Source organism: Polyangium mundeleinium (genome assembly GCF_028369105.1).
Taxonomy (GTDB): Bacteria; Myxococcota_A; Polyangia; order Polyangiales; family Polyangiaceae; genus Polyangium; species Polyangium mundeleinium.
Genome location: NZ_JAQNDO010000001.1, coordinates 11,285,245 through 11,297,323 on the forward strand (window position 1 = coordinate 11,285,245; position 12,079 = coordinate 11,297,323).

Genomic DNA, 12,079 nt, shown 5'->3' on the forward strand with positions numbered 1-12,079 from the left:
GGGCGAGCTAGCTCAGCGCCACTGCAGCACGTCCGCTTCCATCTGCGGCGGCGGCGTCGCGGGCTTCGGCGGCGGCGCGGCCTGGCCCGTGTACGGATCCTTCCCGTCGAGTGGGCGCAAGAGCGAGAGCTGCACCTTGCCCCCGCGCACCGTGACCTTCACCTGACCCGAATCAAGCAGCGCTTGCACCTTGCGCACCGCGGCCGCTCGCTCCTCGACCGAGCCTTGCTCCGCCGTGCGGCGCGCCGTCGCGACGTCGGCCTCGGCCGGCACCTCGTTCGCGTGAATCCGCGACACCATGCCCTCGACGCGCGCCAGCCGGGCGGACATCTCGGCGATCCGCCCGTCGCGCTCGTCGTCCCGGTCCCTGCGCGCGTCGCGGCCATAGCTCGCTTGCGCCATGGCCACCACCATGGCCATCTGCTGCGTGAATGCGGCTTGCCGCTCCTCCAGCACGCGCATCTGCGCGTCCCGCGCGGCGGACTCCCGTCGCACGGCGTCGATCTCGGCGAGCGCCCGGTCCTCTCGCCCCGGATCGGCGCACCCGACCCCGAAGGCGCCGAGGCACGTGATCACGAAGCACCCTGTCACCCAGCGACTGGCCATGCGCACCTCCACCAAGAACCATCGTATCCCGATCGTCCCGCAGGCGAAATGTTCGCCTTCCGCGGACGCTGAGGCCCTCCGATGAGCGGGAGCATGTCGGGCGGCCATTTCCTGGGTTTTTACGTCGCCGTGCTCGGGCTCGTGGCGCTCGTCGTCGCCCTCGCCCGCCCGCACATCGCGGCGCGCCTCGGGAGCCGCAGGATCCCCGTCGGCATCACCGCGACCCTGCTCCTCGTCGCGCTCGCCTTCTTCGGCAGCGGCAGCCGTCGGATCACCCTCCGCACGGCCGTCGGACCGAGCGGCGGCCTGCCTGCGCGCCTCTCCCAAGCGCACGTCGACGCGGCGCTCGCCCGCGCCACATCCCCCGCGTTCGTCGCGTACGTCGCGGCGCTCGGCGACCTCCCGCCGCTCGACCCCCCCGCTCGGCTCGGCCCGTGTTTGTCTGCCCGGCACGTCTCGGGCTTTGATCTTGCGAACGAGGGCCTTCGTATCTCGCCACCGCCCAAGGTCGGCGAGCCTTGGATCATCGTCTCGTACGACGACACCGAGAATGCCGTGCGCGCGGCCTTCGACGGCGGCGAGGGCATGCGTCGCCTGCAGGTCGTGCAGCGCCTCGCGCTGGACGTATTGCCCGAGCTGATCGTGATCGAGGCAATCCGCGCGGCGCCCACGGATGCCGAAAAGATCGAAATCCTCCGCGGGCAAACCCTCACCGTGCCCCGCGCGGCCGAATTCTTGGCGCGCGCGCTCGACGAGATCGCGGCGAGCGCCTCGCCCGCGCTGAAAGACGTCCTCGCGTCGAAGCGCGCGTACGTGCAGAAATACGTCGACGACCCCACGATGCGGGGGTTGCCCCCGGGGACACGCCTCTCGCCGCCCCCCTGAAAAGCGGAAAGCCCCGCCGAGGCAGGGCTTTCCATGGCAAACCGTCACGATCGAGGAGCGGCGATCACTCGCCCTTTCCGCGCGTCGACCCCTCCCAGGGCGGCGCGAGGTACGGGAACGCGCTCTTGAACGTCGCGTCGTTCGTGTCCACGCCGTCGGGCACGTTCGCCGCGAGCTTGCAGAGCAGCAGGCTCAGCTCGACGTCGGTCACGTCCTCTTCCTTGTTCGTCCCCTTGTTGACCTTGCGGCCGTTCGGGAACGCCGAGGGAAGGCCGAGATCGACGCGCAGCACGTCGCCGATCGCCGTGATGTTGTGCCCGAACATGCCGTTCAGGCTGATGACGTCGATGACATCCGTGCGGTTGGTCTTGAGGGCCGCCGGCCCTCCCGGGCAGGCCGCGAGCGGGCCGCCGGCATTGTAAAAGCCCGCGAACTCGGCGTCGCGCACGATGACCGGGTTCAGGATGTACGCGCCGAAGTTCGCCACGTCGTCCTTCGGGTGCGTCCGGTTGTACTTGTCCTTGTCCTGAATGCCGATCACCGCCTCGTTGATGAGCGGCAGGCCGAGGCGCGAGACCTGGACCCACGGGCCAAAGCCGTCCGCCGATTCCTTCTTGCGCAGAATGCGGGTCTTGCGGCGGCTCGCCGAGGCCCATACGCCGATCGTCTGGTTGTCGTTCGCCGTGCCGGGGACGACGGCCGTGCCGCCGTTCGCCACCGAGAGCGGGATTTCCAGGGCGATCGTGTGCACGTTGTAGCCCGACACGTTGTCGTAGGGCGTGCCGCCGAGCACGGTCTCGAGGCCGGCGAGATCGAAGATCGCGCCGAGGTCCACGCCGAAGCCGTCGTCGCGCGGGCCCGCGAAAACGCGGCCCTCGCCGCCATTGAGGTTCCGCACGACGGACGTCCCGCTCTCGTCCACGAAGTACTGCTCGTACGTCTTGCCCGGCGGAATCTGATAGGCGAGCTCGTTCGTCCGCGGACCGACGTTCGGCGGGGCGACCGGCGCGTCGTTCACGACGACCGTCGGGTTTTTCCCGTCGACGAGCTTCGTCACCGAATACGTCTGCGTCGCGCCGGAGAGCTGGGAGAAGAACTCCTTGCCGCCGCCGACGGGGGCCGCCAGGTTCGCCGGATCGACATAGGGGTACGCCGTCGACTTGAAGCGGATCTGGTAGGTCAGCGCGTCATTGAGGCTGTTCGGGCCACGCGCGATGTGGATCTCGTAGAGCACGTCGTCCGAGAACTTGTGGAAGTTCGGGCCGGCCGCGGGCTCTTCGAGGGGGATGTAGTTCGCCAGGATCACGAGGTTCCCGCCCTCGACCCAGGCATACAGATCGGTGTTGTCGGCGCGAGGGTCCTCGCCGATGCCCGGCGCCTCGGCGTGGCTCGAAGCCATCGCCGTGCCCGCCGTCCCGAGAATCGTGAGTGCCGCGAGGGCAGCGCTCGTCCACGTCATTCGCTTCATCATGATGAGGAAAACTCCTTGTTTCGCCCTCGGGCGCTCACGGGAACGTCACGCGAAACACGGTCCCGCCCTTGGCCGTGCTATCGACGAAAGCGAACGTATTGCCGCCCTTTTTTGCGCGATGCAGACCCGCGGACTCGGTGAACGTGTCGATGTCCTTCGACAGGTATGTCGGCGCGTTCGTCGCGAGATCCACGGAGATCACGACGTCGGTCTGCTTTTCCGTGTCGAGCGCGGAGACGAGCAGGGTCTTGTCGCCGTTCATGAGCGCGACGCCGCAGGGATACCCCACGCGAACCCCCGAAAGGATGGCCGTCGCCGTGCCATTCGGAGCGACGGCGAAGATGCTGCCGAGCCCGTCGCCCTGCACGGTATCGCAGGCGTACACCGTGCCTTCGACGGAAATGGCCACGCCGCTGGGATCCTGGAACGGATTGCCCTTGATGACGGTGGACACGCTGCCGCTTCCATCCGCGGCGAGCTTGAAAATGCCGGGCACGCCCTGCGGATCGGTGCCGGCGAAATAGATCACGTCCTTGCCGCCCTCGTCGCGAATCTCGATGCCACGCGGCCGATAAGCGTCTGCCGCCGTGAGCCCGGTCAGCGCGCCGCCGTCATTGGCAATCGTGAAGATGCGGCCGCGATCCCCGACGGGATCCTCGGCGCCGACGTCGGCGAGGAAAAGCTTGCTGCCGTCGGTGCTCGTCGCGAGGTTGAGCGGCGCCACGAGCGGGGCGCCCGTGTGGAGCGCCGTCGGAGGCGCGGAGTTGTCGCCCTTCGCCTTGAAAAGCGCCGGCTCGCCGTTCGCGTCGAGCCCCGTGAAATACACGTCGTTGCCCGCCGGATCCGGGGTCGCGTCGAACGGGCGCTGGAACGACGCGTGATTCGAAGCGGTGGAGACGGCGAAATCGCCCGACCCGCCGCTGCCGCCGGTGCCACCCATGCCACCGGTGCCTCCCATGCCCCCCGTCCCGCCGCTTCCGGACGAGCTCGACGATGTCGTCGTGTTTCCAGGCGGCGGTTCGTCGCTACAACCCTGCGCGGCGATGGCGACGAAAAGCAAGCCGGTCACGGCGATGGGGCGCAGGAGGCGGTGATGCCTCGTTTCCCTCATGCTTCCTCCTTCAAATGGACCTCCCCACCCAGCCCCCGCGCTCGCAGCACGTGCCACGATCGATTAAGTGAGTGTCACGCGCTGCTGCGTGGAAGGTGCGTGGATCGACCCGCAATCCCCCTTTATCGGGGTTCGCGGGCTACGCCCGAGGAGTGGCCGCGGTTGCGCGGGTTCTGCGTGTTATTCGTGAAATGGCGCGATCTCGTGACCGAGGTCGCGGGCATCGACCACGAACGACCCTCGATCTAGACTGCGCGCGCCATGTTCGACGTCGCGAAGTCCATCTACGCCCAAACCCTCAGCGAGATACGCTCGGCCGGCCTCTACAAGGACGAGCGCGTCATCACCACGCCGCAGGGCGCGAGCATCCGCACGAGCGGCGGCCCCTCGGGCGCCGCGCCGCGCGAGGTCCTGAACTTCTGCGCCAACAACTACCTCGGCCTCTCCTCGCACCCCGCGGTAATCGAGGCGGCCAAGCACGCCATCGACACGCACGGCTTCGGCCTCTCCAGCGTCCGCTTCATCTGCGGCACGCAGGACCTGCACAAGCAGCTCGAAGGCACCATCAGCCGCTTCTTCGGCACCGATGACACGATCCTCTACTCGTCGTGCTTCGACGCGAACGGCGGCCTCTTCGAGACGCTGCTCGGCGAGGAAGACGCGATCATCTCGGACGCGCTGAACCACGCCTCGATCATCGACGGCATCCGCCTCTGCAAGGCCGAGCGCCACCGCTACGCGAACAGCGACATGGCCGCGCTCGAGGAGGCGCTGCGCAAGACGCAGGACAAACGCATCCGCATGATCGCGACCGACGGCGTCTTCTCGATGGACGGCTACCTCGCGAAGCTCGACGTGATCTGCGATCTCGCGGACAAGTACCGCGCGATGGTGATGGTCGACGACTCGCACGCGACGGGCTTCATCGGGCCGACGGGCCGCGGCACGCCCGAGGAGTGTGGCGTCCTGCACCGCATCGACGTGATGACCTCCACGCTCGGCAAGGCCCTCGGCGGCGCGAGCGGCGGCTTCACCACGGGCCGGCGCGAGATCATCGATCTGCTCCGCCAGCGCTCGCGCCCGTACCTGTTCTCGAACACCGTCGCGCCGCCGATCGCGGGCGCCTCGATCGCGGTCTTCGCGCTGCTCGAACGAGAGCCCGGGCTGCGCGAGCGGCTGATGTCGAACGCGCGCCGCTTCCGCGAGGGCATGACGGAGGCGGGCTTCACCATCAAGCCGGGCATCCACCCGATCGCGCCGATCATGCTGGGTGACGCGCGCCTCGCCACGGACATGGCCGCCGCGATGCTGGAGGAAGGGATTTACGTGATCGGCTTCTCGTACCCGGTGGTGCCGAAGGGCGAGGCCCGCATCCGCGTGCAGCTCAGCGCCGCGCACACGCCCGAGCACGTGGAGCAGGCGATCGAGGCGTTTGCCCGCGTGGGCAAGAAGCTCGGGGTCGTGGGCTGATCGCCCCTCACCCCCTGCCCCCTCTCCCCGCTGGGGAGAGGGGGTAAAGGGCCGCGTCAGTAGCGGATGACGACCTTCGGATAGGTCGTGATCGCCTTCTGGAAGTCCCCCGCGTCGTAGTCGCGGAAGTCGAACATCGTCCCCTCGCCGCGCTTGAGGATGACCTCCCAGATGAGGTCGTGGATGTTCGGATCACGCGACTCCAAGAGATGCCGCGTGATGTGCCAGGTCTCGAAGATCCGGCGGCCAATCACGCTGTGCAGGCTGATGCCGTCGACGATCAGCCGATCGAAGTTCTCGATCACCGCGTCGCCGCTCTTCAAGCCGAACAGGATCACGTCGCCGCCGCGACGAACCGCGTGGATCGCGTTGTTCACGCTGGAGTTCACGCCGCTCATTTCGAGGGCCACGTCCACACCGACGCCGTCCGTCAGCTTGCGGATGCGCTCCGTCAGCTCCGGATCGCTCTTGTGCGGCTTGTCCTTCGAACCGTTCTGCAACTGCGGCCGGAGCACCACGTCCGCGCCGAGCCGCCGCGCCATCTCCGCGTGGCTCTCCATCGGCTCGACGCCGATGATGTAGTTCGCGCCCATCGCCCGCGCGACCGCCACCGCGAAGAGGCCGATCGTCCCGCATCCGACGATGGCCACGCGCTTGCCGCGCAGGTTGACCTTCGTGCACGCGTGCACCGCGTTGCCGAACGGCTCCTGGATCGCCGCGACCTCCGGCCGGATCTTCGTGATGTCCGTCCGCCACAGGTTCTTCGCCGGCAGCTTCACGAGCTCGGCGAAGCAGCCGTCCTCGCTGATGCCGATGATCTTGTCGTCGGCGCAGACGTGCGTGTCGCCGATGCGGCACTGGTAGCAAACGCCGCAGGGGATGTGGCTCTCCGTCGTCACCACGTCGCCCACTTCGAGCCCGTATTGCCGCCTCGCGTCCGTGCCGATCTCCACCACGCGGCCGAGCAGCTCGTGCCCGATCACGCGCGACGACTTCTTGTCGCGCTCGAGCGACTTGAAGATCATGTCCTTGAAGGCCGAGCGGAACCAGATGCCGCGGTCCGAGCCGCAGAAGCCGGTCATGATGGGCTTGATGAGCACCTGCGACCGGTCGTGGTAGTCGCTCGTCTCATCGATGCGCGGCCTCTCGACCTCGGTCTTGCGCAGGCCCGTGGAGTTTTCCCACGGATCGGTCTCGCGGTCGTACGTCAGGGCCTGCATCGCGTCGCTCACGTTGTGCGCCTCCTCGAAAGACACGTCGGCCAGTGTCGTCGCGGCGCGACGCTGCGCAAGTCCCAAGGCGAGCCAAGTCTGCTTGACGCGTTGGGTTAACGCAGAGTCAACGCAGCTTGCGACCAGGCGGCGGCGTCGTTTGCGAGACGGGCGGGCGCTCGCGCATGCACTTGTCGAGGCCCGATTGCAGCGAAACGTCGAGCCCGCCAGGGAGCTTCGGACGGCCCATCACGTTCACGAAGAGCCTGTCCTGCGCGATACCGCCGCCCGGCGCGAAGCTCATCCATACGAACATCGCGCGGCCCTTGATGTTCTCGAAGGGCACGCCCGCGCCCATCCCGCCGCGCCAGCTCCGCGAGTCGTGGCTGTTGTAGCGGTTGTCGCCCATCACCCACACCTCGTTCGCGTTGACCTTGAACGGGCCCTGGTGATGGCCGCAGATTCCCGCCTTGCACGACTGCCCGATCCCGCAGTCCTCTTGCCCCTTGCACACGGGCTCGTCCGGACCGTTCGGGTGCATGTCGTCGTGCGCGAACAACGTGAAGTACGACTTGTCCTCCAAGAACTCCACGTAGAGCCAGCCGTCGTGCCCGTACCGCCCCACGTAGCAGTGCGGCACGAGCCAGCCGTTGATGATCGGGCGGCCGTTGATCGCCTCCAGCGTGTCGCCGGGGGCCGCGATCACCCGCTTGATGAAGTCTTGCTCCTTGTTCTCCGGGAACTTGAAGACCATCACGTCCCCGCGCGTGGGCGGCAGGCTCGAGAAGAGCCGCTTCTCCGTCCACGGGATCAGCGGGCCGTAGGTCAATTTGTTCACGAAGATGTGATCGCCGATCATCAGGCTCGGGATCATCGAGCCGCTCGGGATCTTGAAGGCCTCGATCACGAACGCCCGCAAGATGAGCGCGACCGCCACCGCCACGCCGATCGACTCGGCGTACTCGCGCATCTCGCCCTTGCGCCAGCGCGACAGGTGCTCGCCGACCGCGCGGTCGGCCCGCGCGTGCGCCGTGTCGAACTCCGCGAGGTCGAACTTCTCGGCGAGCATCACCTTTTCGAGGCCGCTGATGGCCTCGTCGAGGCGCTCGCGCTCGGCGCTCCGGAGCCCCTTGGTCACCTCGCGCGCGTTCTGCTTGAGGATACGCCGCGCCTCGTCGACGAGCGCCTGCGCCTCCTCGAACCGCGCCCGCGCTTGCGGCGGGATGTCCTTGCGTCCGACGCCGATCGCGCCCGAGAGCGGGAGCTCGTAGCGGTAGTGCCACGCGAGCATCGCGAAGATCGTGAAGAGCACGATGCCCGCTGGAATCTGCTGCTCCGCGACGAAGACGCGCAGGCCTCCGGCCGAGACGTCACCGGGCGCCGGGGTCAGGAGCCAGACGGCGAGAATGGCCAGGACAAACGGGAGCGTGACGATCCAGATCGCGTAGAAAACTCCGCGGAGCCAGGTCGGTCCGGCGCTGCCCGTGTTCGGCCGGTGTGAGGGGGACGGGTCGGATCCCTCCGTCGCGCCGCCTTCTTTGGCGAGGGCGGGCGAGCTCTCGGGAGACCGTTCATCCGGCGTGGTTGCCAAGGGGTTAGCCTTTCTATACGCCGCCCTGGGGCAGGGCAAGGGCGAGGGGCGCCGCGAACCTCAAGGCGCGGCCCCGACTTCGACCGCGTAACTGACGAGAGCGGCCCGGTCGTCACCGGCCGCGCTGGGCGGAGCCGTCCTGCCGGCCGCCGCCGTGTTGTCGAAGACCACGTAGTACTGCCCGGCCGGCAGCGGCAGCGGCCTCCGCCACACCATGCCGCTCGACACGGGCTCGTCCAGGACGGGGGCCGCAGGCGGAGGCCCGAGCGCCACGCTCGTCGTGTACTGCTGAAGCCACGCATCCCCCACGCCGCGATGCACGACGATCACGTCGACCGCAGGCGCGCCGTCGACGGCCACGCTGAGATACAGGGCCTGCCCCTTTCCTTTCACCTCGAAGGGTCCCGCATAATCGCGCTGGTTCTGGTGCACCTCGATGCGCTCGTTCACGAGCACGAGCCGGCCGTTGTCCGCGGTCTTGTACGGCGAGCCGGGCCGCTTGCCCTTCTCCACGACGCCGAGGCCGAAGTCGACGCTGCCGTTGGAGTCACGGATGACCGTGAAGCCACGCCCAATCTCCTTCTTCAGCACCGCGCCGCCGACTTGATCGAGGAAGCCTTGGGTCGATCCGCCGGGCAGGCCGAAGGCCCCGGGCGCGGGCGGCTGCTCGACGAGGCGCGAGCCGAACGTCGTGGCGCTCGTCGCGCGCTCGCGGAAGTACACGTACATCGTGCTGCCATCCATCAGGAAGTCGTGGTCGTACTCGACGGCCGCGCTCGCATCGAAGCCGATGCGCTTCGTGAGGTTCGTCCAGGCGTAGCCATAGCCGCCGAACTGGAGGAAGAGGTTGCCCGAGGCGAGCTCCTGCGCGGCACACGAGAGCGGGAAGAAGCGGCCCGTCGCGGGATCTTCTTCGCGCAGCTTGAGCGGCACGCTGCGCTTCTGCACCTCGCGGCAGATCTCGCCGCGCGCGAACGACAAGATGCCGCGACGGAGCGTGAGGTTGCCCGGATCGTTCACGACGCCGGGCATCACCGCGAGCGACGTCTGGCCGCAGCTCGCGCCCACGAAGGAGAGCGCGAAAGCGACGGAGAGAAGGCGCGCTGTGACGGCACGGAAGGACATGGCGGGGGAGAATAGTGCATACGCACGGCCTCGGGCAGGTTTGGGGCGCAGCTCGGCTTGTCCGAGCGGAGCCCCAAGCGTGGAAAGGGGTGATAGCGTTTTTGCCTCATGTCGAAGGTGGCAGTCCTTGGCGCGGGGGCGTGGGGCACGGCGCTCGCGAAGGTCCTCGCAGACAAACAGAACCCGACGTTCCTCTGGTCGCACAGCGCCGATCTCGCGCTCTTGATCAACGAGCGGCGCGTGAACGAGCGGTACCTGCCCTCGGCCCCGCTGCCGCCGACGCTGCGCGCGACCGGCGACATCGAACAGGCGCTCTCCGGCGCCGAGCTCGTCGTGCTCGTCGTGCCCTCGCACGCGATGCGCGAGGTCGTGGCGATCGCGCGACCGTACATCCCGCAGCGCGCGCTCATCTGCAGCGCGACGAAGGGCATCGAGAACGACTCGCTCATGCTGATGAGCGAGGTCCTCGTCGACGTGCTCGGGCGTGATGTCGAGCCGCGGCTCTCGTATTTGTCGGGGCCGAGCTTCGCGAAGGAGGTCGCCGCGGGGCAGCCGACGGCCGTCGTCGTCGCGGGCAAGAGCAACGACGAGACCGTGGCCGTGCAGCACGCGTTCGCCACGGAGCGGCTGCGCGTCTACCAGTCCGACGATGTCGTCGGCGTGGAGGTCGGCGGGGCGCTGAAAAACGTCGTCGCCATCGCGGCGGGCGCGGTCGACGGGCTCGGCTTCGGGCACAACGCGCGGGCCGGCGTCATCACGCGTGGGCTCGCGGAGATCGCCCGGATCGCCATGGTCAAGGGCGGCAGCCCCCTCACGCTCGCGGGCCTCTCCGGGCTCGGCGACCTCGTGCTCACGTGCACCGGCGAGCTCTCGCGCAACCGGACCGTCGGCTACGAGATGGGGCGCGGGCGCACGCTCGACGACGTCCTTTCGCACCTCGGCCACGTCGCCGAGGGCGTCAAGACCGCGAAGAGCGCCTACGATCTCGGGGTGAAGCTCGACGTGGACCTGCCCATCACGACCGAGGTCTACCGCGTGCTCTACGAGCAAAAGACCCCGCTCCAGGCGGTCGTGGACCTCATGAACCGGTCGCTGCGCAAGGAATGACGCGCCCGATCGCGCCTCGCCGACACGGTCCGGTTTGCGCAGAAGAAGGCAGGAGAGCCGGAAAGGTGTAGACTCGGAGGCGCAATGCTACGTGCGCGTTGGTTCGCTCTTCTTGCTGCATGCCTTTCCCTTGGCGCCGCTGCGACGGCCGCGGCGCAGAACCCGGTCCCGGATCCGTCCGGTCAGCCGCCGCCTCCGCAGCCCTTCCCGCTGCCGACGACGCTGCCCACGATCCCCGGCCTGCCGCCGCTCATCCCGCAGCAGCCCGCGCCGCAGCCGGATCCGAACCAGCCGCAGCAGCCGCCGCAACAGCAGCCCACGATTCCCGGCCTACCCACGATCCCCGGCCTGCCGCCGCTCATCCCGCAGCAGCCCACACAGACGCAGCCGACGCAGCCCACGCAGCCGACCCCGTACGGGCAAACCCAGCCTTATCCGTACGGGCAGCAGCCGTACGGGCAGCAGCCGTATGGGCAGCAACCTTACGGCCAGCAACCTTATGGGCAACAACCTTATGGCCAGCAGCCCTGCGTGCAGCAGCCGTACGGCCCTCCGTGCCCGGCGCAGACGCCCGTCCCGATGTTGCAGGATCGGACGAAGCTCGAAATGGGCTACCTCTACGGCGCCTCGATCGCCTGGGGCGTGACCACCGGCGTCTGGATCGATCTCGAAGCGGAGACCGAAAACCCCGGCCTCGCGCTCATCGCGCCCGCGCTCTTCGGCGCCGCCGCGCCGACTGCGATGTTCTTCCTCGATCGCCCGAAAATGCCCCTCGGTCGCCCCTCCGCGATCGCCACCGGCATCATGCTCGGCTCGGGCGAGGCCGCGCTCATCTGGACACGCCAGTACACCACCGCCAAATCCGGCGAGGAGTGGGGCCCCAAGCAATATTTCCGCGCCCACGTCATCAGCTCGACCATCGGCGGCGTCGGCGGCTACCTCGCGCATTACGGCCTCAAGTTCCGTCCGCAGACGAGCATGTTCGTCGGCTCGGCGGCGCTCTGGGGCTCGATCGCGGGCGGCGCGTTCGGCGGCGGCGGAAGCAACGGATCGTGGAGCGCGTGGGCCAACGACGGCGTCTTCCTCGGCGGCCTGATCGGCTACAACCTCGGCATGGTCGCGGCCGCGGGCGTCTCCGCGGTGTGGACGCCGTCGTGGAACCAGCTCGGGTGGATGTGGGGCGGCTTCGGCGCGGGCGCCGCGGTCTCCGCGCTCGTGTACCCGTTCTACGCGCTCTCGGATGACGCGGATCCGCGCAGCGGCCTGATCTTCCAGGGAGTCCTCTCCCTGCTCGGCGTGGCCGGCGGCGCGCTGATCGGCGCCCCCGAGAGCAGCAGCGCAACGGCCCAGGCCCCCGCGACCACGGGCATCGGCAATCACCCCAAGTTCGCGCGCATCCTCGGCCCCTCCATCATGCCGGTCCAGGGCCCCGGCGCAGGTGTCTCGCTCGTCGGCGAGCTTTACTGAAGCCCGGCGACGTAGCCTGGCCTTCTGACATCGAA

At 68.5% G+C, this 12,079-nt stretch carries 10 protein-coding genes; 4 read left to right on the plus strand and 6 right to left on the minus strand.

Annotated elements, in window-relative coordinates; all coding sequences use genetic code 11:
* Window positions 1-12: 12 nt before the first annotated feature.
* A complete protein-coding gene (locus tag POL67_RS44480; RefSeq protein WP_271927418.1) occupies window positions 13-606 on the minus strand; it encodes a hypothetical protein in 594 nt (197 codons plus the stop codon).
* Between the two features lie 81 nt (window positions 607-687).
* Here POL67_RS44480 and POL67_RS44485 point away from each other — a divergent pair, with 81 nt between their 5' ends.
* Complete coding sequence (locus POL67_RS44485) at window positions 688-1,491, plus strand: hypothetical protein (RefSeq protein WP_271927419.1); 804 nt, start codon at window positions 688-690, stop codon at window positions 1,489-1,491.
* Between the two features lie 64 nt (window positions 1,492-1,555).
* On the opposite strand, the gene POL67_RS44490 is transcribed toward POL67_RS44485, so the two are convergent.
* Together POL67_RS44490 and POL67_RS44495 are read right to left on the minus strand one after the other, a co-directional pair.
* Window positions 1,556-2,962 carry a DUF4331 domain-containing protein gene (locus POL67_RS44490; protein WP_271927420.1) on the minus strand — a complete coding sequence of 469 codons (1,407 nt, stop codon included), beginning with the start codon at window positions 2,960-2,962 and terminating at the stop codon, window positions 1,556-1,558.
* A gap of 34 nt (window positions 2,963-2,996) precedes the next feature.
* Window positions 2,997-4,073, minus strand: a complete 1,077-nt coding sequence (locus tag POL67_RS44495) for an SMP-30/gluconolactonase/LRE family protein (protein WP_271927422.1) — start codon at window positions 4,071-4,073, stop codon at window positions 2,997-2,999.
* Window positions 4,074-4,334: 261 nt separating this feature from the next.
* Here POL67_RS44495 and kbl point away from each other — a divergent pair, with 261 nt between their 5' ends.
* Window positions 4,335-5,543, plus strand: coding sequence for a glycine C-acetyltransferase (kbl, locus tag POL67_RS44500; protein WP_271927423.1), 1,209 nt, complete (start codon window positions 4,335-4,337; stop codon window positions 5,541-5,543).
* 56 nt (window positions 5,544-5,599) lie between these two features.
* On the opposite strand, the gene POL67_RS44505 is transcribed toward kbl, so the two are convergent.
* From POL67_RS44505 to POL67_RS44515, 3 genes are all read right to left on the minus strand, one after another.
* Entirely contained in the window at window positions 5,600-6,799 is a 1,200-nt protein-coding gene (locus POL67_RS44505) for a zinc-binding dehydrogenase (RefSeq protein WP_271927424.1), read from the minus strand.
* 82 nt (window positions 6,800-6,881) lie between these two features.
* Window positions 6,882-8,345, minus strand: coding sequence for a signal peptidase I (lepB, locus tag POL67_RS44510; protein ID WP_271927426.1), 1,464 nt, complete (start codon window positions 8,343-8,345; stop codon window positions 6,882-6,884).
* Between the two features lie 60 nt (window positions 8,346-8,405).
* On the minus strand, window positions 8,406-9,470 hold the full coding sequence (locus POL67_RS44515) for a hypothetical protein (RefSeq protein ID WP_271927428.1): 1,065 nt from the start codon (window positions 9,468-9,470) through the stop codon (window positions 8,406-8,408).
* A 108-nt stretch (window positions 9,471-9,578) separates the two neighbouring features.
* Between POL67_RS44515 and POL67_RS44520 the strand changes: the two genes are divergently transcribed.
* Together POL67_RS44520 and POL67_RS44525 are read left to right on the plus strand one after the other, a co-directional pair.
* Window positions 9,579-10,577, plus strand: a complete 999-nt coding sequence (locus POL67_RS44520) for an NAD(P)H-dependent glycerol-3-phosphate dehydrogenase (RefSeq protein ID WP_271927429.1) — start codon at window positions 9,579-9,581, stop codon at window positions 10,575-10,577.
* Between the two features lie 84 nt (window positions 10,578-10,661).
* Window positions 10,662-12,044, plus strand: a complete 1,383-nt coding sequence (locus tag POL67_RS44525; protein ID WP_271927431.1) for a hypothetical protein — start codon at window positions 10,662-10,664, stop codon at window positions 12,042-12,044.
* Window positions 12,045-12,079 lie beyond the last annotated feature (35 nt).

What these genes read in the sequence shown, in the direction of transcription:
- POL67_RS44480 (WP_271927418.1), bottom strand. Translation starts at nt 606, where the DNA reads ATGGCCAGTCGCTGGGTGACAGGGTGCTTCGTGATCACGTGCCTCGGC.
- POL67_RS44485 (WP_271927419.1), top strand. Translation starts at nt 688, where the DNA reads ATGAGCGGGAGCATGTCGGGCGGCCATTTCCTGGGTTTTTACGTCGCC.
- POL67_RS44490 (WP_271927420.1), bottom strand. Translation starts at nt 2,962, where the DNA reads ATGATGAAGCGAATGACGTGGACGAGCGCTGCCCTCGCGGCACTCACG.
- POL67_RS44495 (WP_271927422.1), bottom strand. Translation starts at nt 4,073, where the DNA reads ATGAGGGAAACGAGGCATCACCGCCTCCTGCGCCCCATCGCCGTGACC.
- kbl (WP_271927423.1), top strand. Translation starts at nt 4,335, where the DNA reads ATGTTCGACGTCGCGAAGTCCATCTACGCCCAAACCCTCAGCGAGATA.
- POL67_RS44515 (WP_271927428.1), bottom strand. Translation starts at nt 9,470, where the DNA reads ATGTCCTTCCGTGCCGTCACAGCGCGCCTTCTCTCCGTCGCTTTCGCG.
- POL67_RS44520 (WP_271927429.1), top strand. Translation starts at nt 9,579, where the DNA reads ATGTCGAAGGTGGCAGTCCTTGGCGCGGGGGCGTGGGGCACGGCGCTC.
- POL67_RS44525 (WP_271927431.1), top strand. Translation starts at nt 10,662, where the DNA reads ATGCTACGTGCGCGTTGGTTCGCTCTTCTTGCTGCATGCCTTTCCCTT.